The organism is Stenotrophomonas sp. 05N37 (assembly GCF_056397365.1).
The window spans coordinates 295,703-319,334 of sequence record NZ_JBFTNG010000002.1 but is presented as its reverse complement, the minus strand read 5'-3'; the positions used below and the strand labels follow the sequence as shown (position 1 = coordinate 319,334).

Genomic DNA, 23,632 nt, shown 5'->3' with positions numbered 1-23,632 from the left:
GGGCCGGTTACCGCAGTGGGCAACCCCGCCGTGCGCGCCGGGTCAGCGCCTCAGCTGATCAGGCGCAGGCGCAGTTCCTTCGGCAGCGCGAACACCATCGATTCCGGCTCGCCGTCGAGTTCGCCGACGCCGCTGGCGCCGAGCTCCTTCAGGCGTTCGATCACGCCGTCCACCAACACCTGCGGTGCCGAGGCGCCGGCGGTCAGGCCGATGTGCTGCTTGCCCACCACCCACGCCGGGTCGATTTCGTGGGCGCCGTCGATCAGGTAGGACTCCACGCCTTCGCGGCGCGCCAGTTCACTCAGGCGGTTGGAATTGGAGCTGTTCGGCGAGCCGACCACCAGCACCAGGTCGCAGCGCTGGGCCAGGTCGCGCACGGCGTCCTGGCGGTTCTGGGTGGCGTAGCAGATGTCGTCGTTCTTCGGCCCCTGCATCGACGGGAAGCGCGTGCGCATCGCCTCGATGATGCCGCGGGTGTCGTCCACCGACAGCGTGGTCTGGGTGGTGTAGGCGAAGTTGTCCGGCTGCTCGATCTCCAGCGTGGCGACGTCGTCGACATCCTCCACCAGGTAGATCCGGCCGGTGCCGCGCTCGCGGTTCCACTGGCCCATGGTGCCTTCCACTTCCGGGTGCCCGGCGTGGCCGATCAGCACCACGTCGCGGCCGGCACGGCAGTGGCGGGCCACTTCCAGGTGCACCTTGGTGACCAGCGGGCAGGTCGCGTCGAACACCTTCAGGCCGCGACGCTCGGCTTCCTGGCGGACCGCCTGGGAGACGCCGTGGGCGCTGAAGATGACCGTGTTGTCGTCCGGCACCTCGTCGAGTTCTTCGACGAAGATGGCCCCGCGTGCCTTGAGGTCATCGACCACGAAGCGGTTGTGCACGACCTCGTGGCGCACGTAGATCGGCGCGCCCAGGGTCTCGATCGCGCGCTTGACGATCTCGATCGCACGATCGACACCGGCACAGAAACCACGCGGATTGGCGAGCAACACGTCCATCGGTCAGATACTCCGGCCGGCGCGGGGCCGGTTGATTGCAGGGAACAGGGGGGATTATCCCGCTTTTTTCTCGGCCTTGCCGTCGAACAGGCCAAACACAGCGATCCCCACGGCGCCGACCACGATCGCCGAATCGGCGATGTTGAACGACGGCCAGGCATGGTCACCGATGTACCACTGGATGAAGTCCACCACGTGGCCGTGCATCTGCCGGTCGATCACGTTGCCGATCGCCCCGCCGATGACCAGCGCGTAAGGCGCGGCGCTGCGCCAGTGGCCGCGCGCGGTACGCGACAGCCAGAACGCCATCAGGCCGCTGATGCCCAGTGCCAGCGCGGTGAAGAACCACAGCTGCCAGCCACCGGCATCGCTCAGGAAGCTGAATGCCGCGCCGGTGTTGTAGGTGCGGTACCAGTTCCAGAAGCCATCGATGACCACCACCGGTTCGAACTCGGGCAGGCTGGACAGCACCCAGGCCTTGCTCCACTGGTCCAGGCCGATGACCACCGCCGACAGCAGCAGCCACACCAGTGCGTTGGGACGCGGACGGGCGGCGCTCATCAGAACCACCGCCGATCTTCGCCGGCACCGTCGATGTTGGTCACGCAGCGACCGCACAGTTCCGGATGGGCTGCCACCGTGCCCACGTCGGCACGGTAGTGCCAACAGCGCACGCACTTGGTCTTCCCGGTCGGCTGCGCACTGACAAACACCTCATCGGTGGTCGCCGGGCGCACCTGCACATCGCCACTGATCAGCAGGAAGCGCAGTTCGTCAGCCAGGGGCTGCCAGCGGGCGGCGGTGTCCGCGTCGGCGGCCACCGTGATCTCCGCTTCCAGCGCCGCACCGATGGCGCCGTTGGCGCGCATCGGCTCGAGCACCTTGGACACCTGCTCGCGCAGGGCCAGCAGCTGCTCGAAATCGGCGGCGGTGAGCGGCGCGTCGGCCGGCAGCGGTGCCAGACCGTCGTACCAGGTGGCGAACAGGACGTTGTCCTTGCGCGCGCCCGGCAGGTAGCCCCACAGCTCGTCGGCGGTGAAGCTCAGGATCGGCGCGATCCAGCGGGTGAACGCTTCGGCGATGTGGTACATCGCGGTCTGCGCCGAGCGCCGGCCACGCGAGTCCACCGGCATGGTGTACAGGCGGTCCTTGGTGACGTCCAGGTACAGCGAGCCCAGGTCGACGCTGCAGAAGTTCAGCAGCAGCTGCACGATCTCGGCCATGGTGTAGCTGGTGTAGGCGGCCTTGATCTTCTCCTGCACCTCGAAGGCGCGATGCACGATCCAGCGGTCCAGCGCGACCATGTCGGCCGGGGCCACCAGGTGCCGGGCCGGATCGAACCCGTCCAGGTTGCCGAGCAGGAAGCGCGCGGTATTGCGCAGGCGCCGGTAGGCGTCGGCATTGCGCTTGAGGATCTCCTGCGACAGCGACATTTCATTGCTGTAGTCGGCCGAGGCGATCCACAGACGCAGGATGTCCGCGCCCAGCGTCTTCATGATGTCCTGCGGCTCGATGCCGTTGCCCAGCGACTTGGACATCTTGCGGCCCTTCTCATCCACGGTGAACCCATGGGTGAGGCACTGCTTGTACGGGGCGTGCGTGTCGATGGCCACACCGGTCAGCAGCGAGGACTGGAACCAGCCGCGGTGCTGGTCCGACCCTTCCAGGTACAGGTCGGCCGGCTTGCCGAAGCCACGCGCCAGCAGCACCCCTTCGTGGGTGACGCCGGAGTCGAACCAGACATCGAGGATGTCGGTGACCTTCTCGTACTGCGGCGCTTCATCGCCCAGCAGTTCGGCGCTGTCCAGCGAATACCACACGTCGATGCCGCCCTGCTCCACGCGGTCGGCCACCTGCTGCATCAGTTCGACGGTGCGCGGGTGCGGCTCGCCGGTCTCGCGATGGGTGAACATCGCGATCGGCACGCCCCAGGTGCGCTGGCGGCTGATGCACCAGTCCGGGCGCCCTTCGACCATTCCGCCGATGCGTGCCTTGCCCCAGCTCGGGAACCAGCCGACGTTGTCGATGGCGGCCATCGCATCGCGGCGCAGGTTGGCCTTGTCCATCGAGATGAACCACTGCGGGGTGGCGCGGAACACCACCGGCGTCTTGTGGCGCCAGCAGTGCGGGTAGCTGTGCACGATCTCGACGAAGGCCAGCAGCGCGCCGGACGCGCGCAGCACGTCCACGATCAGCGGCTGCGCCTTCCACAGGTGCACGCCGGCCAGCGCGACATCGCCGGCCGGCGGGGTCGAGGGCAGGTACACGCCACGGCCGTCGACCGGGTTGATCTGGCCCGCGTTGTACCGATCCATCAGCCCGTACTGCTGGCTGACCACGAAGTCTTCCTGGCCGTGGCCCGGGGCGGTGTGCACCGCACCGGTACCGTCTTCGGCCGAGACGTGCGCGCCGTTGAGCAGCGGGATGTCGCGGGTGGGATAGAACGGGTGGGCCAGCAGCAGGTTTTCCAGTGCCGCGCCGGTGGCGTGGCCGTGCTCGACCAGGCCGTCCACGCCGTAGCGCTGCAGCGAACGCTCGGCCAGCGCGGCGGCCAGCACCAGCCAACGGCGCTTGCCGTTGTGGGCCGGGCCTTCGGCCAGCACGTAGTCGATGTCCGCACCGAGGGACACCGCCAGCGAGGCCGGCAGCGTCCACGGGGTGGTGGTCCAGATCGGCACGGCCACCTCGACATCGGCCGGCAGGGTCGCGCCGAAGCGCGCGGCCAGCTGCGCCGAATCCCGCGCCACGTAGGCCACGTCGATCGCCGGCGAGGTCTTGTCCTGGTACTCGATCTCGGCCTCGGCCAGGGCCGAACCGCAGTCGAAGCACCAGTGCACCGGCTTGGCGCCGCGCACGATGTGGCCGTTGGCGAACACCTTGGACAGCGCGCGGATCTCGTTGGCCTCGAAATCGAAGCTCAGCGTCTTGTACGGGTTGTCCCAATCGCCGATCACGCCCAGGCGCTTGAAGTCGCGGCGCTGCAGGTCGATCTGCTCTTCGGCGAATTCACGGCACTTCTGGCGGAACTGCTCGGCGTCGAGCTTGGTGCCGACCTTGCCCCACTTCTTCTCGACCGCGATCTCGATCGGCAGGCCATGGCAGTCCCAGCCCGGCACGTAGGGCGCGTCGAAGCCGGCCAGGAAGCGCGACTTGACGATGATGTCCTTGAGGATCTTGTTGACCGCATGGCCGAGGTGGATCTGGCCGTTGGCATAGGGCGGGCCGTCGTGCAGCACGAACAGCGGGCGGCCCTGCGCGTTCTCGCGCAGGCGGGCGTACAGGCCCTCGTCTTCCCAGCGCGACAGAATGCCCGGCTCGCGCTTGGGCAGGTCGCCGCGCATCGGGAATTCGGTTGCCGGCAGATGAAGGGTGGCTTTGTAGTCCTGGCTCACGCAGTGGCTCGCAATCTGTGTTCGGAAAGGATGTGACGCGCCTGTTCGGCGTCACGGTGCATCTGGTCGGTCAACGCGGCCAGATCTTGGAACTTCTCTTCGTCGCGCAGCTTGGCGACGAATTCCACTTCGATGTGGCGACCGTACAGGTCGCCCTGGAAATCGAACAGGTGCGCTTCCAGCAACGGCTCCACGCCGTCCACGGTCGGGCGGGTGCCAAAGCTGGACACCGACGGCCACGGCTGGTCGAACACGCCGTGCACCCAGGTGGCATAGATGCCCGACAGCGCCGGCGTCTTGGGGAAGCGCAGGTTGGCGGTGGGGAAGCCGAGCGTGCGACCGAGCTGGCGCCCGCGCACCACCCTGCCCCCGATGGAATACGGGCGGCCGAGCAGGTCGTTGGCGTGGGCGAAGTTGCCCTCGCGCAGCAGCTGGCGGATGCGGGTGCTGGAAATGCGCTCTCCGTGCAGGTCGATCGGTTCGATCTCGCCGGCGGCGAAGCCCAGCTGCGCGCCCATCGACTGCAGCAGGGCCAGGTCGCCGCGACGACGGTTGCCGAAGCAGAACGCCGGGCCGATCCAGACCTCGCGCGCGCCCAGGCGCTGCACCAGCAACTGCTGCACGAAGTCCTCGGCCTGCATCGCGGCCATGCGCGCATCGAAGCGCAGCAGGCCCACCGCATCCACGCCCAGCTCGCCGAGCATGGCGACCTTGTCGCGGGCCAGGGTCAAGCGCGGCGGCGGCTCGCCCTGCGCGAAGTACTCGCGCGGCAGCGGCTCGAACGCGACCGCCACGGCGGGCACGCCCAGGGCGCGCGCACGCGCCACCGCATGCCGCACCAGCGCACGATGGCCAAGGTGCAGGCCGTCGAATGCGCCGATGCAGACCACGCTTCCGTGCGGGAACAAGGGCCCGCCTTCGATGCTTCTGAACAACCTGGTCATCAACTGGGAGTCCGGCCCACCAGGACCGATGCGTTGCAAGGAATAGCCATGAAGTATAGCCGGGGTGTCCACCAATCAATGCTCGCGCAGGTGGCGCGGGCGGAAACCCATCGCGACCAGGGCGACCAGGTAAGTCAGGCCGCCCCCCCCGACCAGCAGCGCCAGGTTGCCGATCCGGTGCCATTTGTCCATCTCGGTGAAGCCGGACATCCCGTACAGGAGGGCGAGCAGCACCGCCACCATCGCCGCGCAGGCCACGCCCAGGCGGGTCGCATAGCCGGCCCAGCCCGGCTTGGGCTGGTACACCCCGGTCTTGCCCAGCCAGTACCAGAGCAGGCCGAGGTTCAGGTAACTGGACAGCGCGCTGGCGATGCCCAGCGCCAGGTGCAGGCCGGGCTGCTTGCCCAGCGCCGCCCACACGCCCTGCGCCTTCAGGGCCTCGGGCACCATCACGTGGTAGAGCACGGCCAGCAGCGCGAAGTTGAAGACCATGTTGGCCACCAGCGCAATCAGGCCGGCACGGACCGGGGTGCGGGTGTCCTGGCGCGCGTAGAAGGCCGGCAGCACCACCTTCAGCAGCGCGAAGGCCGGCAGGGCGAAGCTCAACCCGTACACGGACAGGGCCGTCATGCGGGTGTCGAAGGCGGTGAACTCGCCATGCTGGAACACCGTGGCGATCAGCGGCTCGGCCAGCAGCATCAGCCCGAGCATCGCCGGCACCGCGATCAGCAGGGTCGTGCGCAGGCCCCAGTCCAGGGCGCTGGAGAAGCCGGCCTTGTCGGTACTGACGTGGTGGCGGGCCAGCGCCGGCAGGATCACCGTCCCCAGCGCCACCCCGAACACGCCCAGCGGCAGTTCCAGGAAGCGGTCGGCCAGCGACAGCCAGGACTGCGAGCCGTCGATCAGCTTGGCGGCGATCACCGTGTCCAGCAGCAGGTTGATCTGCGCCACCGAGGAACCGAACAGGGTCGGCACCATCAGGGTGAGCACCTTGCGCACGCCCGGATGCCGCCAGCCCCAGCGCGGCAGGGTGAGCAGGTTGATGCCCTTCAGCGAGGGCAACTGGAACAACAGCTGCAGCAGTCCGGCGGCCAGCACCGCCCAGCCCAGCGCCAGGATCTGCTTCTCCGGGGTGCCGCCCAGCCGCGGCGCCAGCCACAGTGCGCCGGCGATCATGCACAGGTTGAGGATGACCGGGGTCAGCGCCGGCATCGCGAACCGCTGGAAGCTGTTCAGCGCGCCGCCCGCCAGCGCGGTCAGCGAGACGAACAGCAGGAACGGGAAGGTCAGCCGGAACAGGTCCACCAGCAGCCCGTGCTTGGCCGGGTCGGTGTCCACCCCGCTGGCGAACAGCGTGGCCAGCTGCGGGGCGAAGATCAGCGCCAGCGCGGTGACCAGCAGCAGCACCCCGCCCAGCGTGCCGGCGACGCGCGACATCAGTTCGCGCAGTTCGGCATGCGAGCGGGTTTCCTTCACCTCCGTGAATACCGGCACGAAGGCGGTGGCGAACGAGCCCTCCGCGAACAGCCGGCGCAGGAAATTGGGCACCCGGAAGGCGACCCAGAAGGCGTCGGTCACCGCATTGGTGCCGAACGTGGTGGTGATGACCAGGTCGCGGACCAGGCCCAGCACCCGCGAAATCATGGTCATGCTGCTGAAAGACAGCAGGCCCCGCAACATCCTTGGTGAACTCACCCGTGTTCCCTCTTGACAATTGACTTGACGTACATTTTTCGAGCCATCATACTTTCCAGCTTGCTGTTCCCATTACACCGATTTTTCAGGAAACCACCACTGTGGCCAATATCAAGTCCGCCAAGAAGCGCGCCAAGCAGACCGTCGTGCGCAACGCGCGCAATACGGCTCAGCGTTCGATGCTGCGCACCGCTGTCAAGAAGGTGATCAAGGCTCTGGATGCCAATGACGCCGCCGGCGCCGAGGCAGCCTTCGCTGTTGCCCAGCCGATCCTCGACCGTTTCAGCTCGCGTGGTCTGATCCACAAGAACAAGGCTGCTCGCCACAAGAGCCGCCTGACCGCGCGCATCAAGGCCATCAAGGCCGCCTGATCCGGCGCTGCGGGTGTCGTAGAGCCACGCCAAGCGTGGCTTCGACCCAGCCGCAGGAAAAGACCCGGCTCCGGCCGGGTTTTTTGTTGCCCGCCATTCCAGGCCGACGCGCACAGCTGGCAGCCGCCGCGCCTGGCGCGACCCCGCCCCGGCGGCACCACAGAAAAACCCGGCCGCAGCCGGGTTTTTCAGGGGCGCTCGGGTGCGCTCAGTACGCATCGCGCGCTTGCGCCTCATCTTCCTTCTGGCGGTCGAAGAAGGCCATGATGTTGGTCATGATCGGCCAGGTGCCTTCGCGGCCCAGCGCCGAGACCAGGTACCACGGCTGGGTCCAGCCCAGCTCGGCGACGATCTTCTCGGCGGCCACCTTGGCCTCGTCCTCGAACATCAGGTCGGCCTTGTTCAGCACCAGCCAGCGCGGCTTGTCCAGCAGCTCCGGGTCATGCTTCTCCAGCTCGCGCTCGATCGCACGCACCTGCTCGATCGGCGACACGCCGTCCACGCCACCTTCCATCGGGGAGATATCCACGAGGTGCAGCAGCAGGCGGGTGCGCTGCAGGTGGCGCAGGAACTGCGCGCCCAGGCCGGCACCGTCGGCGGCACCTTCGATCAGGCCGGGAATGTCGGCGATCACGAAGCTGCGGTAATTCTCGACACGCACCACGCCCAGGTTCGGGTACAGGGTGGTGAAGGGGTAATCGGCCACTTTCGGGGTGGCGGCGGACACGGCACGGATCAGGGTGCTCTTGCCGGCATTGGGGAAGCCCAGCAGGCCCACGTCGGCCAGCAGCTTCAACTCCAGCTTGAGCAGGCGCTCTTCACCCTCTTCGCCCGGCAGCGCCTGGCGCGGCGAGCGGTTGGTGGAGCTCTTGAAGTGCATGTTGCCCAGGCCGCCGCGGCCGCCCTTGGCCACCAACAGGCGATCGTCGTGCTGGGTCAGGTCGCCGATGACTTCATCGGTGGCCACGTTCATCACCACGGTGCCGACCGGCACGGTGATGACCAGGTCTTCGCCGCCCTTGCCGTACGCCTGCCGGCCCATGCCGTTCTCGCCGCGCTGCGCCTTGAAGATGCGCTCGTGGCGGAAGTCGACCAGGGTGTTCAGGTTGGCATCGGCGCGGATCCACACGTTGCCGCCATTGCCGCCATCGCCACCGTCCGGGCCGCCCAGCGGAATGAACTTCTCGCGACGGAAACCGACGCAGCCGTTGCCGCCATTGCCGGCGGTGACCTGGATTTCTGCTTCGTCTACAAGTTTCATGATTCTGGATGCCAACTGGAGGCGGCAGGCAGCGGATGCGCCCGACCGCAGAGTCTAACGTCCCCGGTACGATCCGTGGACGGCGGCGGGAAGGATCCCCGCGCATGGTCGAACAAAAACAAAAAACAAAAACCCCGCCGAAGCGGGGCTTTCGTCAGCGGCCCCACGCGCTAGGCGTGGGCGCCTGCGTATCGCGAAGATCAGGCTTCGGCGACGACGCTGACGGTACGACGCTTCTTCGGGCCCTTGACCGAGAACTCCACCTTGCCGTCGACGAGCGCGAACAGGGTGTGGTCACGACCGAGGCCAACGCCGGTACCCGGGTGGAACTGGGTGCCGCGCTGACGCACGATGATGTTGCCGGCATCGATGGCCTGGCCACCGAAGATCTTGACGCCGAGGTACTTCGGGTTGGAGTCGCGACCGTTGCGCGATGAGCCTACGCCCTTTTTATGTGCCATGACTGGTCTCCTTGATTACTTACTGCCACCGGCGATGCCGGTGATCTCGATTTCGGTGTAGTACTGACGGTGACCCTGGCGCTTCATGTGGTGCTTGCGGCGACGGAACTTGATGATCCGGACCTTGTCAGCACGACCCTGGGACACGACCTTGGCGGTGACCGAAGCGCCGCTCAGCGCGTCGCCGATCTTGATACCGTCGCTGTCGCCCAGCATCAGGATGGTGTCGAACGTGATCTCGTTGCCAACGTCGGCTTCGAGCTTTTCGACGCGGAGCGTTTCGCCCTGCGCCACGCGGTATTGCTTACCGCCGGTTACCAGTACTGCGTACATGACCAGACTTCCTCTGTAGTTATTGTGGTCTATGGACTGCCGCCATCGAGGGCGGACAGAAGCGGGATTTTAATGACTGGGGCCGGGTCGGGTCAAGTCACCCCCCACTCTGGCCAGTCCGGGGCTGAATCCCGTTCAGGTACGGCCCCTCCGGGTCTCAAAAGGTGAGACACAGGGCTGGCAAAGTCGCCGATTGCCCCCAAATCCCAAGCTCGGTAGGCTGACCGATTGCCGTTTCCGATTGCCCCACCCGCTTGCCGGCTCCCAGAGCCGAAGCCCCACAACGGATCCCCCATGGCGATGGATTTCATCCGCATCCGCGGCGCGCGGACGCACAACCTCAAGAACATCGATCTCGACCTGCCCCGCGACAAGCTCATTGTCATCACCGGCCTGTCCGGCTCGGGCAAGTCCTCGCTGGCCTTCGACACCATCTACGCCGAAGGCCAGCGCCGGTACGTGGAGTCGCTGTCGGCCTATGCCCGGCAGTTCCTCAGCGTGATGGAAAAGCCGGACCTGGACCACATCGAGGGCCTGTCCCCGGCCATCTCGATCGAGCAGAAGTCGACCTCGCACAACCCGCGTTCCACCGTGGGCACGATCACCGAGATCTACGACTACCTGCGCCTGCTGTACGCCCGCGTCGGCAGCCCGCGCTGCCCCGACCACGGCTACCCGCTGGAGGCGCAGACGGTCAGCCAGATGGTGGACCACGTGCTCACCCTGGATCCGGAACAGCGCTACATGCTGTTGGCCCCGGTCATCCGCGAACGCAAGGGCGAACATGCCCAGGTGTTCGACCAGCTGCGCGCGCAGGGTTTCGTGCGGGTGCGCGTGGACGGCACCCTGCATGAAATCGACGCGGTACCGCCGCTGGCGCTGCGCCAGAAGCACACCATCGAGGCGGTGATCGACCGCTTCCGGCCGCGCGAAGACATCAAGCAGCGCCTGGCCGAGAGTTTCGAGACCGCGCTGAAGCTCGGCGACGGCATGGTCTCGGTGCAGTCGCTGGACGTGGAGGATGCGCCCGCGCACCTGTTCTCGTCCAAGTACAGCTGCCCGGTGTGCGATTACTCGCTGCCCGAGCTGGAGCCGCGCCTGTTCTCGTTCAACTCGCCGGTCGGCGCCTGCCCGGGCTGCGATGGCCTCGGCATGGCCGAGTTCTTCGATCCCTCGCGCGTGGTGGTGCACCCGGAACTGTCGCTGTCGGCCGGTGCCGTGCGCGGCTGGGACCGCCGCAACGCCTACTATTTCCAGCTGATCGCTTCGCTGGCCAAGCACTACAAGTTCGACGTGGACGCGGCGTGGCAGAGCCTGCCCGACGATGTGCGCCAGGCGGTGCTGTACGGCAGCGGCGAGGAGACGATCACCTTCACCTACTTCACCGAGGCCGGCGGCCGCACCCAGCGCAAGCATCGCTTCGAGGGCATCATTCCGAACCTGGAGCGCCGCTACAAGGAGACCGAATCCTCGGCGGTGCGCGAGGAGCTGGCCAAGTACATCAGCGAGCGCAACTGCCCCGAGTGCAACGGCCAGCGCCTGAACAGGGCCGCGCGCAACGTCTTCGTCGCCGACCGTGCGCTGCCGGAACTGGTGGTGCTGCCGATCGACGACGCGCTGAAGTTCTTCAGCGAGATGACCCTGCCCGGCTGGCGCGGCGAGATCGCCGGCAAGATCGTCAAGGAAATCGGCGAGCGGCTGGGCTTCCTGGTCGACGTGGGCCTGGATTACCTCACCCTGGAGCGCAAGGCCGACACCCTCTCCGGTGGCGAAGCCCAGCGCATCCGGCTGGCGTCGCAGATCGGCGCCGGCCTGGTCGGGGTGATGTACGTGCTCGACGAGCCGTCCATCGGCCTGCACCAGCGCGACAACGAACGCCTGCTCGGCACCCTCACCCGCCTGCGTGACCTGGGCAACACGGTGATCGTGGTCGAGCATGACGAAGATGCGATCCGCTTGGCCGACTACGTGCTGGACATCGGTCCGGGTGCGGGCGTGCATGGCGGCGAAATCGTCGGCCAGGGCACCCTGCAGGACATCCTGGATTCGCCACGTTCGCTGACCGGCCAGTACCTGTCGGGCAAGCGTGCCATCGAGATCCCGGCGCGCCGGCACACGCCCAACCCGAAGATGACCCTGCACCTGCGCGGTGCCAGCGGCAACAACCTCAAGGGCGTGGACCTGGACATTCCGTCGGGGCTGCTGACCTGCATCACCGGCGTGTCCGGCTCGGGCAAGTCGACCCTGATCAACGACACCCTATTCTCGCTGGCCGCCAACGAGATCAACGGCTCCTCGCACCCGATCGCGCCGTACAAGGAGGTCGAGGGCCTGGACCTGTTCGACAAGGTGGTGGACATCGACCAGTCGCCGATCGGTCGCACGCCACGCTCCAACCCGGCCACCTATACCGGCCTGTTCACGCCGTTGCGCGAGCTGTACGCACAGGTGCCCGAAGCGCGTGCGCGGGGTTATTCGCCGGGGCGCTTCAGCTTCAACGTGCGCGGCGGCCGTTGCGAAGCGTGCCAGGGCGATGGCCTGATCAAGGTGGAGATGCACTTCCTGCCGGACGTGTACGTGCCCTGCGATGTCTGCCACGGCAAGCGCTACAACCGCGAAACGCTGGAGATCCTGTACAAGGGCTACAACATCAACGACGTGCTGCAGATGACCGTCGAAGATGCGCTGAAGCTGTTCGAGCCGGTGCCCAGCATCGCGCGCAAGCTGGAAACGCTGGTCGACGTGGGCCTGAGCTACATCAAGCTGGGCCAGAGCGCGACCACGCTGTCCGGCGGTGAAGCGCAGCGCGTGAAGCTGTCCAAGGAGCTGTCGCGTCGCGATACCGGCCGCACCCTGTACATCCTGGACGAGCCGACCACCGGCCTGCATTTCCATGACATCGAGGCGCTGCTTGGCGTGCTGCACAAGCTGCGCGACGAGGGCAACACGGTGGTGGTGATCGAGCACAACCTGGACGTGATCAAGACCGCCGACTGGATCGTCGATCTGGGTCCGGAAGGCGGCCACCGCGGTGGCACCATCCTCGTCACCGGCACGCCGGAAGACGTGGCGGCCTGCCCGACCTCGTACACCGGCCAGTTCCTGGCCAAGATGCTGCCCTCCACCCGCGCCCGCCCGGAGCGCCCGGCCGCGACCGCCAACAAGCCGGACGCACGACCGCCGCGCAAGGCCAAGCCGGAGAAGCCGGCCAAGAAGGCGGCCGCCGCCAAGACCACCGGCAAGGCCAGCAAGACCAGCCCGGCCAGCAAGAAGAAGAAGGACGCCTGATGAGTAGCGAACACAAGATCCTCGCCCGCGTGCCGATCAGCGTGCGCTGGCGCGACATGGACAGCATGGGCCACGTCAACAACGCCAAGTACATTTCCTACCTGGAAGAAGCGCGCGTGCGCTGGATGCTGGGCGTGGACGGCGTGTCGATGACCGACCGCATCGCGCCGGTGGTGGCGGCGACCAACGTCAACTACCGCCTGCCGATCGTGTGGCCCAACGACATCGTGGTGGAGCTGTTCGTCGAACGGCTGGGCAACAGCAGCGTGACCATCGGCCACCGCATCGTGGACCAGAACGACGACGCCACGCTGTACTCGGACGGCAACGTCGTGGTGGTGTGGATGGATACGCAGACCGGCAAGAGCGCACCATTGCCGGAGGCGATCCGCACCGCGTCAAGCTAAGGGGTCGTGCCGGCCGACAGCCGGCACCTTCATCGCATCGGATGGATGTGCGTGGTTGCCGGCCAACGGCCGGCAGCTCCATCGCATCGGATAGATGTGCGTGGTTGCCGGCCAACGGCCGGCACTACAGCCGCCAGATAGTTCAAAGGACTGCCATGTTCGACCAGACTGACATCCGCACACGTCTTCCGGGAATGACGCCGTTCCCCGTCGACGTTTTTCCCCAGGAGCAACCGTGGCTGGCCCAGCACCTGCTGCCGCTGATCGGCATCGATCTGGGCATCCTGCGGCCGGAACTGGCCGGCACCGTGGCCACGATGCTGTGCCCGATCGAGCCGTATGAAGGCTGCATCGGCGAAGAGACCGAAGAACACCACAATGCGTTCACCGGCACCAACTGGATCGCATTCGAACTGACCACCGACAACCGCATGCGCTTCCTCGGCGACGCGGGCTACTTCATCGGCGACCAGGTCCAGGACAGCGACGCGGTGGAGCACATCGCCGAGATGCGCGACAGTTACGCGAAGGCACACGCCTATTTCCAGACCCACGGCCGCCTGGCCAGCTATTCGCGCTATGGCGATGGCGAGCCGGGCGAGCAGGCGTACCTGGACAGGCTTGGCGGGCAGATTTCCGGCGGCAACTGGACCGAGACCGCGGCGATCCCGACGGCCTTCGAGATCGCACTGGACCCGGCGATGTACGACCGCCACCGGCCTGACGATGCCGAGAACGTGCGCATCACCCGCGACGGCAAGCCGTTCTTCGCGGTCGCCGAAGTAGCCGGTTACAACTGGTGCGCGGCGGGCGCCGATGCCATCGTGATGCTGTACGAACCTGAGAGCCGCACGGTGCTGTTCTCCTACGACTGGACATAACCGCACGCGTCCCGGGTATGCAAGGCAGCCGAGCATGGCTCGGCGCTACCCGATGCAGCGCGTGAGGCGCATGACCGGCAACGCATGACGGTCGCGCCTCGCGATGCCCTCGGCGCTACCGATGGTGAAGCGCGAAGGCCACGCGACACGTGATACCCACCGGTAGTGCCGAGCCATGCTCGGCACCTCCCGCCGACGCCCGCTCAGCGCGGCTCACCGCTACGCACCATCAACTGCCCGTCCACCTTGCGGCCGTCTTCCAGGCTCAAGCGCAGCGGCACCTGCCCGCCCTTCGCGAGCGGCACCTCCGGGTGCATCAGCATCAGGTGCAGGCCACCGGGTTTCAGCTCGACCGTGGCGCCGGCCGCAATCGGCAGCCGCTCCACTTCGCGCATGCGGCTGATGCCCTCCACCAGCGTCGTTTCATGCAGCGACACGTCTCCGAACGCCTTGCTGCCGGCGCCAACCACCACCACCGCCGTGCGGCAGTCGTTGCGGATCTTCCCGTAGCCGGCCGCCATCGGCATCGCCCCCGGCGGCAGCCGTACCCAGCCCTCGTGCACCGACACGCAGGCTGGTTCGGCCGCCATGGCCGATGTTGCGAACGCACACAGGCCCAACAATACGCCCGCGAATGGTTTGGTTATCATCGCCTCAGTTCCCTGTCCGCAACGAGATCGCAGCATGACGACGCTTATCGAGGTGATCAACCATGGCCCCATCCGCGAACTGCGGCTGGCGCGCCCGCCGGTCAACGCACTGGACACCGAGCTGTGCCGCCACCTGATCCACGCGATCAACCAGGCCATGGCCGATGACGCGCACGGCATCGTGCTGTCGGGCAGCGAGCGCATCTTCAGCGCCGGCATGGACGTGCCGCACCTGCTCGGCCATGGCGAGGACAAACACAAGCTGCTCGACAGCTGGCAGGCCTTCTTCGGCGCCGTGCGTACCCTGGCCGAATGCCGCGTGCCGGTGGTGGCTGCGCTGACCGGGCATGCCCCGGCCGGCGGCTGCGTGCTGGCGCTGTGCTGCGATTACCGGATCCTGGCGCGCAGCCCGGACCCCGCCCAGCCGACCGTGATCGGCCTGAACGAGGTCCAGGTGGGCCTGGTGGCTCCCGAAGGCATCCAGCGCCTGATGCGCCGCGTGGTCGGCCACCACCGTGCCACCCAGTTGCTGGTAGGCGGGGAGATGGTGCCGGCCGAGCGTGCGCTGGAGATCGGGCTGGTGGACGAACTGGCCGACGCCGCCCAGGTGGTGCCGCGCGCGCTGGCGTGGCTGCAGCGCCTGCTCAAGCTGCCCCGCCAGCCGATGCTGCTGACCCGCGCGATCGCCCGCGCCGACCTGCACGACGCCCTGCACGCCGACCTGATCCAGCTCGACCGCTTCGTCGACGCCTGGTACGCCCCGGATGCCCAGCAGGCGCTGCACACGCTGGCGGCCAGGCTCGGCAAGGCCTGAACCCGGTCGTGCCGGCCCGTGGCCCGCAACCACGCCGCCGCCAATCACGCGCCGCAGCGTGGCGCGCACCTGCGTGGCGCACGCCCGCGGGGACAGGGGGCGACCGCGAAGCAGCGGGGCTTGCATGGCAATGGAAGGGCCCCGCGGTGGCGTAGTGGCCCGTGGGGGCGGCAGCGCCAATGCACTGCCGTCATGCGGCCCTGGGCCGGCACTACCCTATAATTTGCATCCGCCCACCCCAGGTTGCTTCCCTTGTCCGACACGCACGAACCCGTCGTCTCCGAGCTGATCGACCTGCTCACGCTCGAACGCCTGGAAGACAACCTGTTCCGCGGCCAGAGCCGCGACATCGGGACCAAGTACGTGTTTGGCGGCCAGGTGCTGGGCCAGGCGCTGTCGGCGGCGCAGGCCACCGTGGACAACGGTCGCCACGTGCATTCGCTGCATGCCTACTTCCTGCGCGCCGGCAACATCGACCACCCGATCGTCTACGACGTGGACCGCACCCGCGATGGCGGCAGTTTCTCGGTGCGCCGGGTCACCGCGATCCAGCACGGCAAGGTGATCTTCTTCTGCGCGGCCTCCTTCCAGCAGGCCGAGAGCGGTGCCGAACACCAGCACAAGATGCCCGAGGTGCCGCAGCCGGAAGACATCGAACCCAACCGCCCGCTGCCGCCGGAGGTGCTCGAGCGGCTGCCGATCAAGGTGCAGCGCTGGCTGTCGCGGGGCGGCCCGTTCGAGTTCCGCCACGTGTACCCGCGCGATGAGCTCAACCCGCCCAAGCGCCCGCCCTACCACCAGGTCTGGCTGCGCCTGAACGAGACCGTGGGCGATGCGCCCGAGCTGCACCAGGCGCTGCTCGCCTACGCCTCGGACTTCCACCTGCTCGGCACCGCCACCTTCCCGCACGGCATCAGCTACTACCAGCCGCACGTGCAGATGGCTTCGCTCGACCATGCGATCTGGTTCCACCGCCCGTTCCGCGCCGACGACTGGCTGCTCTACTCGCTGGACAGCCCCAGCGCGCAGGATTCACGCGGCCTGGCGCGCGGCCAGTTCTTCACCCGCGACGGCCTGCTGGTGGCCAGCACCGCGCAGGAAGGCCTGATCCGCGTGGTGCCCGACAGCGACGCGGCCGCCGCCGTACCGGCCAAGGACTGACATGAGACAGATTTTCAGCAGCCAGCGCGTGGAAACCGTGGAAGGCGTGGCCACGCTGCTGCGCGATGCCGGCATCGACGTGCGCATCACCAATGGTCGCTCGTACCACAGCAAGCGCGGCAGCCAGTTCAGCTACCTGGACACCAGCAAGGCCACTACCCACCCCACCCTGTGGGTGGTGCACGCCGACGACCAGCCACGCGCGCGCGAGATCCTGCGCGACGCGCGCCTGCTGGAAACCACCCGCCGCGACCACCCCATCGCCGAGTTCGCCTTCCGCGACCAGGTGGGCGAGGTGGCCCCGCGCCGCAACTGGGCCTGGCGGATCCGCATCGGCCTGCTGCTGGTGATCGCCGCGGTGGCGATGGTGGTGGTCCTGCGCCACCGCGCCGCGCCCACCGTGGCCCCGGCCCCGACGGCGCAGCCCGCCCCTTCCGCCGCCCCGGCGCAGCCGGCCCAGCCGGCCCCGCCGGAAGACGACGAAGTCCGGGTCAGGATCCAACCGGCCAGGTAACCGGTCGGGCCGGCCGTTGGCCGGCTCCCCGCGCCGCCCGATCCCGATTGGAATCGGGCAGCGCCGGCTGACGACCGACACTCGGTCGGGTGCGCTCCGGTCACATTCGCCGCGGCACCTCGTCATACTCGGACCATCGCCGGGGACGACACCATGACGCTGCTGCTGACCACCACGCTGGAACGCGAACTGCCGGCCGCCGCCGGCGGCTGCACCCAGTCCTATGGGCGCATCGTGCTGGCCTGCCAGAACACCGTCACCGCGATCGCGCTGGCGATCACCCGCGACGTGCAGGCCAGCGAGGACATCGCCCAGGAAGCCTTCATCAAGGCGTGGCAGCAGCTCAACCAGTTGCACAACCCGTCCAGCTTCCTGCCCTGGCTGCGCCAGATCACCCGCAACCTGGCCCGCGACTGGCTGCGCGCCAACCGTGGCCGGCCGCTGTCCGGCGAAGCGGCCGAGATCGCCATCAGCATGGCCGCCGACCCCGGCCCGAGCGCGCCGGACCACCTGCAGCGGGTGGAAGAGGAACTGGCGGCCGAAGAGATCATCTCGGCCCTGCCCGAGGACGCCCGCGAGACGCTGCTGCTGTACTACCGCGAAGGCCAGCGCTCGCAGCAGGTGGCCGACCTGCTGGGGCTCAGCGATGCGGCGGTGCGCAAGCGGCTGTCGCGCGCCCGCGCCAGCGTGCGTGAGGAAATGCTGCGCCGCTTCGGCGAGTTCGCGCGCAGCAGCGCGCCCGGTGCGGCCTTCGCCACCACGGTCGCCTCGATGGTGATCCTGGCCGCGCCCGGCACCGCCAGCGCGGCCATCCTGCTCGGCACCGGGCTGGGCACCGGCAAGCTCGGCCTGGGCGGGGCCAGCGTCTCCGGGGGCGCGGCAATGGGCTCGCTGAGCGCGGCGGCCAGCCAGAGCCACCTGATCAGCGCCGATTTCGCCTGGGGCGCAGTCCTCGGCGGGCTGGTCGGCGGGGTGCTCGGCAGCTACCTGGGCGGCCGTTATCTGCTGTCCTACGCCGAGACTCCGGGCGAACAGGCGGCGATCCGCCGCTTCGTGCACTACAGCACTTTCACCGCGATGGTGGTCTGCATGACCGTGCTGGGGCTGAGCGTGCTGCAGGCGGCCTGGTACTGGCCGCTGGCCGCCCTGGCACTCGGCCTGGGCGTGGTGAACTACCAGTGCCTGATGCCGCTGCAGCGGATCATGGCGCCGATGATCGCCCGCGATGCGGCCCGCCACGGTCGCAGCGGGCCGAACTGGAAGTACCGGTCGCTGTATGGGCGGGAAGCGCTGTGGGGCGTGAATGTGTTGCTGGTGGGTGTGATCGCGTGGTCGCTGGTGCGCAGCGGGCGGATCTGAAAACGCCACGGCGCCGGTCCATGACCGGCGCCGTGTGCGGGTGTTGCCCGGCAGCGCTTACTTGGCGGCCGGTGCCTTCGGCGGCATCGGCGGCTTGCCGTCGCGGTGCTTGCCGTCGCGGTGCTTGCCATCGCGATGTTCGCCGCGCGGCCCGGCGAACGGCCCCTTGGCGGCGTCGAACTCGGCCTTGCTCAGCTGGCCATCCTTGTTGGTGTCGGCCGCGGCAAACCAGGCATCACGATGCTGCTTCATGCCCAGCTCGCGGTCGGCCTTGTCCAGGTATCCATCCTTGTTGACGTCCATCCGGTCGAAGCGCGCAGCCAGGCGCGGGTCGGCCTTGGCTTCCTCGCGGCTGATGCGGCCATCCTTGTTGGTGTCCAGCCTGGCCATCATGCCGCCACGGCCATCCGGGCCACGGCCATGCCGCTTGCCGTGCCAGCGCGGCAGTTCATCGCGCGAGAGCTTGCCGTCCTTGTTCGCGTCCAGCGTGTCGAACTGTCCGGCCAGGCGCGGCGCCTTGGCCGCTTCGGCGCGGTCGATGAAACCATCACCATTGGTGTCGAGCTTGGCGCGGGCCGGCGTGTCGGCGGGGGTCGGCGCATCGGCGGCGACGGCCAGGCCGGCAGCGCCGGTGGACAGCAGCAGGGCCAGCAGCAGAAGGGGTTTGCGATTGCGCATGGATCACTCCGGTTCGTAGGGTTTCGGCGTGCGGTGCGTGGCACCCACACCGGTAACAACGCGCGGGCAGCGATGGCGTTGACAACCGGGCCGGTCATATTCATCTGGCGGACAGTCGCGCCCCCTGCGACGTCGCGGCGCTATGCTGGGCACATGGCGATACACGGCGACCGCGACGACGAGCTGCGACTGTTCCAGACCGGCGACCACCCCTGTGGTTACTGGCCGGAACGGGCCGCGCGCGACCTGGTGCTCGATCCCCAGGACGCGCGCCTGGGCACCCTCTACCCGATGGCGCTGAGCTGGGGGTTCCGCCGCTCCGGCGACCTGGTCTACCGGCCGCACTGTGCCAACTGCCACGCCTGCGTGTCGGTGCGCATCCCGGTGGCGCGCTTCGCCCCGGACCGCAGCCAGCGCCGCTGCCTGGCCCGCAACGCGGACCTGGAGGTGCGGATCGTGGCGGCCGAGCAGACCGAGGAACAGTTCGCGCTGTACCACCGCTACCTCACCCACCGGCATGCCCAGGGCGGCATGGACGAACACGGCCCGCACGAATTCGACCAGTTCCTGATCGGGCAATGGGCGCAGGGCCGCTTCATGGAGCTGCGCGCCCCCGGCCAGCCCGGCCGGCGTGGCGACCTGCTCGGGGTGGCGGTCACCGACGTCACCCCGCAGGGGCTGTCGGCGGTCTACACCTTCTTCGACCCCGACCACGCCCACCGCAGCCTGGGCACCTTCGCGATCCTGCAGCAGATCGCCTGGGCCCGGCGCGAACAACTGCCGCACCTGTACCTGGGCTACTGGATCCGCGACCACCGCAAGATGGACTACAAGCGCCGCTTCCGCCCGCTGGAGGCCTACGACGGGCGCCGCTGGCATGCTTTCGACGACGCCCTGGACGGGCGCTGACCCAGCATTGCAATGCGTCCGGGTGCAAAATAGGCGGATGAAAGCCCACTCCCTGATCCTTGCCCTGGCCCTGCTCTGCAGCGCCTGCGCCCAGACCCCCGCCAAGACCGCCGCCATGCCGGACGCCGCCCCCGCACCGCTGCGGATCGCCACCTACAACACCTCGCTGTACAACGACGAGACCGGCGGGCTGATCGCCGAGCTGGAAGGCGACAGCGCGCACGCCCGCAAGATCGCCGCGGTGCTGCAGCAGGTCCGCCCGGACCTGGTGCTGCTCAACGAGTTCGACTACGACGACGCGCATCGCGCCGCCGACCTGTTCCAGCAGCGCTACCTGGAAACCGCCCAGCCCGGCGGCGGCGAGCCGCTGCATTACGCCTACCGCTACCTGGCACCGGTCAATACCGGCGTGCAGAGCGGGCTGGACCTGGACAACAACGGCCAGGTCGGCGGCGACGGTCGCGCGCGCGGCAACGATGCCTGGGGCTACGGCCTGCACCCGGGCCAGTACGGCATGCTGGTGCTGTCGCGCTACCCGATCGATGCGGCCAAGGTGCGCAGCTTCCAGCTGCTCAAGTGGAGCGCGATGCCCGGCGCGCTGCGTCCGATCGACCCGCGCACCGGCAAATCGTTCTACACCGACCACGTCTGGTCGCAGCTGCGCCTGTCGTCCAAGTCGCATTGGGACGTGCCGGTGACGACGCCCAACGGCGTGGTGCATGCGCTGGTCTCCCACCCCACCCCGCCGGTCTTCGACGGCCCGGAGAAGCGCAACGCGGCGCGCAACCACGACGAACTGCGGGTGTGGCAGGACTACCTGTCGGCCAGCAGCGCGCCATGGCTGTGCGATGACCGCGGCCAGTGCGGCGGCCTGCCGCAGGACGCGCGCTTCGTGATCCTGGGTGACCTCAACAACGATCCGGCCGATGGCGACGGCCGCCATGAAGCGATCGTGGAATTGCTCGAAAACCCGCGCGTGCTGCGCTACCCCACCCCGCGCAGCGTCGGCGCCGAGCAGACCAGCCTGGCGTACGCGGAAAAAGGCATCGTGCGCAAGGGCGCCCCCTTCCATGCCACCGGCGACTTCGGCCCCAAGGCCGGCACGATGCGGCTGGACTACGTGTTGCCGTCGGTCGGTTTCAGCTATGTCGGCAGCGGTGTGTTCTGGCCCGACAACACCAGCCCGGAAGCGAAGATCGCCGACGGCAGCGACCATCACCTGGTGTGGGTGGACGTGAAGTAAGCCACGCGACCGTGGTCAAGGAAACGGCGGGCACTGCCCGCCGTTTCCATGTCTGCATGGTGTCGCCGACCCGGCGAGGCGCCCGGATCAGGCGCGCAATTCGATCCCGATCGCCTCGGCCGCCTCACGTGCGATGGTCCGCGCCTGCGCGATGTCGTCGCCGCGCGCCAGGGTGACGCCGACGCGGCGATGCCCATGCACGCTCGGCTTGCCGAACAGGCGCAACGCCGAGTCCGGGTGCACCAGCGCGTCGGCGATGTTGCTGAAGAACGGGACGCCTTCGCCATGCGCGAGCATCGCGCACGAGGCCGACGGGCCGTTCTGGCGGATCAACGGGATCGGCAGGCCGAGGATGGCCCGCGCATGCAGGGCAAATTCGCTCAGCTCCTGCGAGGCCAGCGTGACCAGGCCGGTATCGTGCGGACGCGGCGAGACTTCGCTGAACCACACCTCGTCGCCCTTCACGAACAGCTCCACCCCGAACAGGCCCCAGCCGCCGAGGTCGTCGGTGATCGCCTGCGAGATCTCCTCGGCCCGCGCCAGCGCACGCGGCGACATCGGCTGCGGCTGCCAGCTCTCGCGGTAGTCCCCGTCCTTCTGCCAATGCCCGATCGGCGCGCAGAAGGACGTGCCGGCGGCGTGGCGCACGGTCAGCAGGGTGATTTCGTACTCGAAGTCGATGAAGCCTTCGACGATGCAGCGGCCGGCCCCGGCGCGCCCGCCGGTCTGCGCGTATGCCCAGGCCGGGGCGATGTCGTCCTCGCTGCGCAGCGTGCTCTGGCCCTTGCCCGAGGAGGACATCACCGGCTTGACCACGCACGGCAGGCCGATGGCGGCCACGGCGGCGCGGTACTCCGCCTCGGTGTCCACGAAGCGGTACGGCGAGGTGGGCAGGCCCAGGGTTTCGGCGGCCAGGCGGCGGATGCCTTCGCGGTCCATGGTCAGCCGCGCCGCGCGTGCGGTGGGGACCACGCGCAGGCCGGTTTCCTGCTCCAGCTGGACCAGGGTCTCGGTGTGGATGGCCTCGATCTCCGGCACCACCAGATGCGGCTGCTCCTGGGCGATCAGCGCACGCAGCGCCATCGCATCGAGCATGTCGACCACGTGCGCGCGATGCGCGACCTGCATGGCCGGCGCGTCGGCATAGCGGTCGGCGGCGATGACCTCCACGCCCAGGCGCTGCAGCTCGATGGCGACCTCCTTGCCCAGTTCGCCCGAGCCCAGCAGCAGGACGCGGGTGGCGGAGGGAGACAGCGGCGTGCCGAGCGTGGTCATGGGGATTCCGGGGCGTCAGGGGCGGGAGGGCATTTTACGGCCTGCCGGCCCCCGCCCGGCCATCCCCTTGCAACCTGATATCAATTTGATATCTTTCGATTACATAACCCCAAGGACGCCCCGCCATGAAAGAGAAGCCCATCCGCTCGTTGTCCGGCCTGCCGTTCCTGCTGCTGGTGCTGGCCCTGACCGCGCTGGCGATCTGGCTGTTCGTGGCCGGGGTGCAGCGCGGCGACCCCAACCTGGCGCTGATCCTGGGCGGCCTGCTGCTGGCGGCGGTGGCCCTGCTCAGCCTGACCGGCCTGTACACCGTGCAGCCCAACCAGGCCGCCGTACTCAGCCTGTTCGGCAAGTACGTGGGCACGGTCAAGGACAACGGCCTGCGCTGGAACAACCCGTTCTTCAACAAGAAGAAGGTCAGCCAGCGCGTGCGCAACTTCGAAAGCGGCAAGCTCAAGGTCAACGAGCTGGACGGCAGCCCGATCGAGATCGCCGCGGTGATCGTGTGGCAGGTGGTGGATGCCTCCGAGGCCGTCTACAACGTGGACGACTACGAAAGCTTCGTGCACATCCAGTCCGAGTCCGCGCTGCGCGCGATGGCCACCAGCTACCCCTACGACCAGCACGAGGACGGCCAGCTGTCACTGCGCAGCCACGCGGCCGAGATCTCCCAGCACCTCAAGGACGAACTGGCCGAACGCCTGGCCGATGCCGGCGTGCAGGTGATCGATGCACGCATCAGCCACCTCGCCTATGCCCCTGAGATCGCCCAGGCGATGCTGCAGCGCCAGCAGGCCAACGCGGTGATCGCCGCCCGCACGCGGATCGTCGCCGGCGCGGTGGGCATGGTCGAAATGGCGCTGGCCGAGCTGCAGAAGAGCGGCGTGGTGCAGCTGGATGAAGAACGCAAGGCCAACATGGTCAGCAACCTGCTGGTGGTGCTGTGTTCGGACCGCGGCACCCAGCCGGTGGTCAATGCCGGGTCGCTGTACTGA

General features: G+C 68.2%; 22 protein-coding genes. 11 read left to right on the top strand and 11 right to left on the bottom strand.

Annotated elements, in window-relative coordinates; all coding sequences use genetic code 11:
• Nucleotides 1–50: 50 nt before the first annotated feature.
• The 5 genes from ispH to murJ form a co-directional block, all read right to left on the bottom strand.
• Nucleotides 51–1,001 (bottom strand): 4-hydroxy-3-methylbut-2-enyl diphosphate reductase, encoded by a 951-nt coding sequence (ispH, locus tag AC1DGC_RS08080; RefSeq protein WP_259203885.1) that lies wholly within the window; start codon nucleotides 999–1,001, stop codon nucleotides 51–53.
• Nucleotides 1,002–1,055: 54 nt separating this feature from the next.
• The gene (gene lspA / locus AC1DGC_RS08075; protein ID WP_259203884.1) at nucleotides 1,056–1,562 is read right to left on the bottom strand and encodes a signal peptidase II; all 507 of its coding nucleotides are present in this window, start codon (nucleotides 1,560–1,562) and stop codon (nucleotides 1,056–1,058) included.
• Entirely contained in the window at nucleotides 1,562–4,393 is a 2,832-nt protein-coding gene (ileS, locus tag AC1DGC_RS08070; RefSeq protein WP_478047602.1) for an isoleucine--tRNA ligase, read from the bottom strand. Before ileS ends, lspA begins: the two co-directional genes overlap by 1 nt.
• Nucleotides 4,390–5,337 (bottom strand): bifunctional riboflavin kinase/FAD synthetase, encoded by a 948-nt coding sequence (locus tag AC1DGC_RS08065; RefSeq protein WP_259203882.1) that lies wholly within the window; start codon nucleotides 5,335–5,337, stop codon nucleotides 4,390–4,392. Before AC1DGC_RS08065 ends, ileS begins: the two co-directional genes overlap by 4 nt.
• Nucleotides 5,338–5,412: 75 nt before the next feature.
• Complete coding sequence (gene murJ / locus AC1DGC_RS08060) at nucleotides 5,413–7,017, bottom strand: murein biosynthesis integral membrane protein MurJ (RefSeq protein ID WP_259203881.1); 1,605 nt, start codon at nucleotides 7,015–7,017, stop codon at nucleotides 5,413–5,415.
• A 116-nt stretch (nucleotides 7,018–7,133) separates the two neighbouring features.
• Between murJ and rpsT the strand changes: the two genes are divergently transcribed.
• Nucleotides 7,134–7,403, top strand: a complete 270-nt coding sequence (gene rpsT, locus AC1DGC_RS08055; RefSeq protein WP_019184515.1) for a 30S ribosomal protein S20 — start codon at nucleotides 7,134–7,136, stop codon at nucleotides 7,401–7,403.
• A 208-nt stretch (nucleotides 7,404–7,611) separates the two neighbouring features.
• Here rpsT and obgE read toward each other — a convergent pair whose 3' ends face one another.
• The 3 genes from obgE to rplU all read right to left on the bottom strand — a co-directional run bounded on the left by obgE (nucleotide 7,612) and on the right by rplU (nucleotide 9,458).
• Nucleotides 7,612–8,664, bottom strand: coding sequence for a GTPase ObgE (gene obgE / locus AC1DGC_RS08050; RefSeq protein WP_259203879.1), 1,053 nt, complete (start codon nucleotides 8,662–8,664; stop codon nucleotides 7,612–7,614).
• 200 nt (nucleotides 8,665–8,864) lie between these two features.
• Entirely contained in the window at nucleotides 8,865–9,125 is a 261-nt protein-coding gene (gene rpmA / locus AC1DGC_RS08045) for a 50S ribosomal protein L27 (RefSeq protein ID WP_019184517.1), read from the bottom strand.
• Between the two features lie 15 nt (nucleotides 9,126–9,140).
• Complete coding sequence (gene rplU, locus AC1DGC_RS08040) at nucleotides 9,141–9,458, bottom strand: 50S ribosomal protein L21 (RefSeq protein WP_259203878.1); 318 nt, start codon at nucleotides 9,456–9,458, stop codon at nucleotides 9,141–9,143.
• 294 nt (nucleotides 9,459–9,752) lie between these two features.
• On the opposite strand from rplU, the gene uvrA reads away from it, so the two are divergent.
• From uvrA to AC1DGC_RS08025, 3 genes are all read left to right on the top strand, one after another.
• The gene (gene uvrA / locus AC1DGC_RS08035) at nucleotides 9,753–12,746 is read left to right on the top strand and encodes an excinuclease ABC subunit UvrA (RefSeq protein WP_259203876.1); all 2,994 of its coding nucleotides are present in this window, start codon (nucleotides 9,753–9,755) and stop codon (nucleotides 12,744–12,746) included.
• Complete coding sequence (locus AC1DGC_RS08030) at nucleotides 12,746–13,153, top strand: acyl-CoA thioesterase (RefSeq protein WP_449335202.1); 408 nt, start codon at nucleotides 12,746–12,748, stop codon at nucleotides 13,151–13,153. The genes uvrA and AC1DGC_RS08030 overlap by 1 nt, the downstream gene beginning before the upstream one ends.
• A 155-nt stretch (nucleotides 13,154–13,308) precedes the next feature.
• Nucleotides 13,309–14,034: an enolase gene (locus AC1DGC_RS08025; protein ID WP_478047601.1), complete on the top strand. Its 726-nt coding sequence runs from the start codon at nucleotides 13,309–13,311 to the stop codon at nucleotides 14,032–14,034.
• A 203-nt stretch (nucleotides 14,035–14,237) separates the two neighbouring features.
• Here AC1DGC_RS08025 and AC1DGC_RS08020 read toward each other — a convergent pair whose 3' ends face one another.
• Nucleotides 14,238–14,684 (bottom strand): copper chaperone PCu(A)C, encoded by a 447-nt coding sequence (locus tag AC1DGC_RS08020; protein WP_478047803.1) that lies wholly within the window; start codon nucleotides 14,682–14,684, stop codon nucleotides 14,238–14,240.
• Between the two features lie 34 nt (nucleotides 14,685–14,718).
• On the opposite strand from AC1DGC_RS08020, the gene AC1DGC_RS08015 reads away from it, so the two are divergent.
• From AC1DGC_RS08015 to AC1DGC_RS08000, 4 genes are all read left to right on the top strand, one after another.
• A complete protein-coding gene (locus AC1DGC_RS08015; RefSeq protein WP_394161634.1) occupies nucleotides 14,719–15,498 on the top strand; it encodes an enoyl-CoA hydratase/isomerase family protein in 780 nt (259 codons plus the stop codon).
• A gap of 252 nt (nucleotides 15,499–15,750) precedes the next feature.
• Nucleotides 15,751–16,659 carry an acyl-CoA thioesterase II gene (gene tesB / locus AC1DGC_RS08010; RefSeq protein ID WP_259203872.1) on the top strand — a complete coding sequence of 303 codons (909 nt, stop codon included), beginning with the start codon at nucleotides 15,751–15,753 and terminating at the stop codon, nucleotides 16,657–16,659.
• Between the two features lies 1 nt (nucleotide 16,660).
• The gene (locus AC1DGC_RS08005) at nucleotides 16,661–17,173 is read left to right on the top strand and encodes a putative signal transducing protein (protein WP_394161637.1); all 513 of its coding nucleotides are present in this window, start codon (nucleotides 16,661–16,663) and stop codon (nucleotides 17,171–17,173) included.
• A 153-nt stretch (nucleotides 17,174–17,326) separates the two neighbouring features.
• Nucleotides 17,327–18,532, top strand: a complete 1,206-nt coding sequence (locus AC1DGC_RS08000; RefSeq protein WP_478047600.1) for an RNA polymerase sigma factor — start codon at nucleotides 17,327–17,329, stop codon at nucleotides 18,530–18,532.
• Between the two features lie 57 nt (nucleotides 18,533–18,589).
• On the opposite strand, the gene AC1DGC_RS07995 is transcribed toward AC1DGC_RS08000, so the two are convergent.
• Entirely contained in the window at nucleotides 18,590–19,210 is a 621-nt protein-coding gene (locus tag AC1DGC_RS07995) for an EF-hand domain-containing protein (protein WP_478047599.1), read from the bottom strand.
• Between the two features lie 153 nt (nucleotides 19,211–19,363).
• Between AC1DGC_RS07995 and AC1DGC_RS07990 the strand changes: the two genes are divergently transcribed.
• Together AC1DGC_RS07990 and AC1DGC_RS07985 are read left to right on the top strand one after the other, a co-directional pair.
• Entirely contained in the window at nucleotides 19,364–20,119 is a 756-nt protein-coding gene (locus tag AC1DGC_RS07990) for an arginyltransferase (protein ID WP_310439391.1), read from the top strand.
• Between the two features lie 37 nt (nucleotides 20,120–20,156).
• Nucleotides 20,157–21,362 carry an endonuclease/exonuclease/phosphatase family protein gene (locus AC1DGC_RS07985; protein WP_478047598.1) on the top strand — a complete coding sequence of 402 codons (1,206 nt, stop codon included), beginning with the start codon at nucleotides 20,157–20,159 and terminating at the stop codon, nucleotides 21,360–21,362.
• A gap of 87 nt (nucleotides 21,363–21,449) precedes the next feature.
• Here AC1DGC_RS07985 and purT read toward each other — a convergent pair whose 3' ends face one another.
• Nucleotides 21,450–22,637 carry a formate-dependent phosphoribosylglycinamide formyltransferase gene (purT, locus tag AC1DGC_RS07980; protein ID WP_449335207.1) on the bottom strand — a complete coding sequence of 396 codons (1,188 nt, stop codon included), beginning with the start codon at nucleotides 22,635–22,637 and terminating at the stop codon, nucleotides 21,450–21,452.
• A gap of 125 nt (nucleotides 22,638–22,762) precedes the next feature.
• Here purT and AC1DGC_RS07975 point away from each other — a divergent pair, with 125 nt between their 5' ends.
• Nucleotides 22,763–23,632, top strand: a complete 870-nt coding sequence (locus AC1DGC_RS07975) for an SPFH domain-containing protein (protein ID WP_259203865.1) — start codon at nucleotides 22,763–22,765, stop codon at nucleotides 23,630–23,632.

What these genes read in the sequence shown, in the direction of transcription:
- AC1DGC_RS07985 (WP_478047598.1), top strand. Translation starts at nt 20,157, where the DNA reads ATGAAAGCCCACTCCCTGATCCTTGCCCTGGCCCTGCTCTGCAGCGCC.
- AC1DGC_RS08030 (WP_449335202.1), top strand. Translation starts at nt 12,746, where the DNA reads ATGAGTAGCGAACACAAGATCCTCGCCCGCGTGCCGATCAGCGTGCGC.
- AC1DGC_RS08065 (WP_259203882.1), bottom strand. Translation starts at nt 5,337, where the DNA reads ATGACCAGGTTGTTCAGAAGCATCGAAGGCGGGCCCTTGTTCCCGCAC.
- AC1DGC_RS08025 (WP_478047601.1), top strand. Translation starts at nt 13,309, where the DNA reads ATGTTCGACCAGACTGACATCCGCACACGTCTTCCGGGAATGACGCCG.
- AC1DGC_RS08020 (WP_478047803.1), bottom strand. Translation starts at nt 14,684, where the DNA reads ATGATAACCAAACCATTCGCGGGCGTATTGTTGGGCCTGTGTGCGTTC.
- AC1DGC_RS07995 (WP_478047599.1), bottom strand. Translation starts at nt 19,210, where the DNA reads ATGCGCAATCGCAAACCCCTTCTGCTGCTGGCCCTGCTGCTGTCCACC.
- AC1DGC_RS08005 (WP_394161637.1), top strand. Translation starts at nt 16,661, where the DNA reads ATGAGACAGATTTTCAGCAGCCAGCGCGTGGAAACCGTGGAAGGCGTG.
- lspA (WP_259203884.1), bottom strand. Translation starts at nt 1,562, where the DNA reads ATGAGCGCCGCCCGTCCGCGTCCCAACGCACTGGTGTGGCTGCTGCTG.
- obgE (WP_259203879.1), bottom strand. Translation starts at nt 8,664, where the DNA reads ATGAAACTTGTAGACGAAGCAGAAATCCAGGTCACCGCCGGCAATGGC.
- ispH (WP_259203885.1), bottom strand. Translation starts at nt 1,001, where the DNA reads ATGGACGTGTTGCTCGCCAATCCGCGTGGTTTCTGTGCCGGTGTCGAT.
- murJ (WP_259203881.1), bottom strand. Translation starts at nt 7,017, where the DNA reads ATGTTGCGGGGCCTGCTGTCTTTCAGCAGCATGACCATGATTTCGCGG.
- AC1DGC_RS08015 (WP_394161634.1), top strand. Translation starts at nt 14,719, where the DNA reads ATGACGACGCTTATCGAGGTGATCAACCATGGCCCCATCCGCGAACTG.
- AC1DGC_RS07975 (WP_259203865.1), top strand. Translation starts at nt 22,763, where the DNA reads ATGAAAGAGAAGCCCATCCGCTCGTTGTCCGGCCTGCCGTTCCTGCTG.
- rplU (WP_259203878.1), bottom strand. Translation starts at nt 9,458, where the DNA reads ATGTACGCAGTACTGGTAACCGGCGGTAAGCAATACCGCGTGGCGCAG.
- uvrA (WP_259203876.1), top strand. Translation starts at nt 9,753, where the DNA reads ATGGCGATGGATTTCATCCGCATCCGCGGCGCGCGGACGCACAACCTC.
- AC1DGC_RS08000 (WP_478047600.1), top strand. Translation starts at nt 17,327, where the DNA reads ATGACGCTGCTGCTGACCACCACGCTGGAACGCGAACTGCCGGCCGCC.
- rpmA (WP_019184517.1), bottom strand. Translation starts at nt 9,125, where the DNA reads ATGGCACATAAAAAGGGCGTAGGCTCATCGCGCAACGGTCGCGACTCC.
- purT (WP_449335207.1), bottom strand. Translation starts at nt 22,637, where the DNA reads ATGACCACGCTCGGCACGCCGCTGTCTCCCTCCGCCACCCGCGTCCTG.
- AC1DGC_RS07990 (WP_310439391.1), top strand. Translation starts at nt 19,364, where the DNA reads ATGGCGATACACGGCGACCGCGACGACGAGCTGCGACTGTTCCAGACC.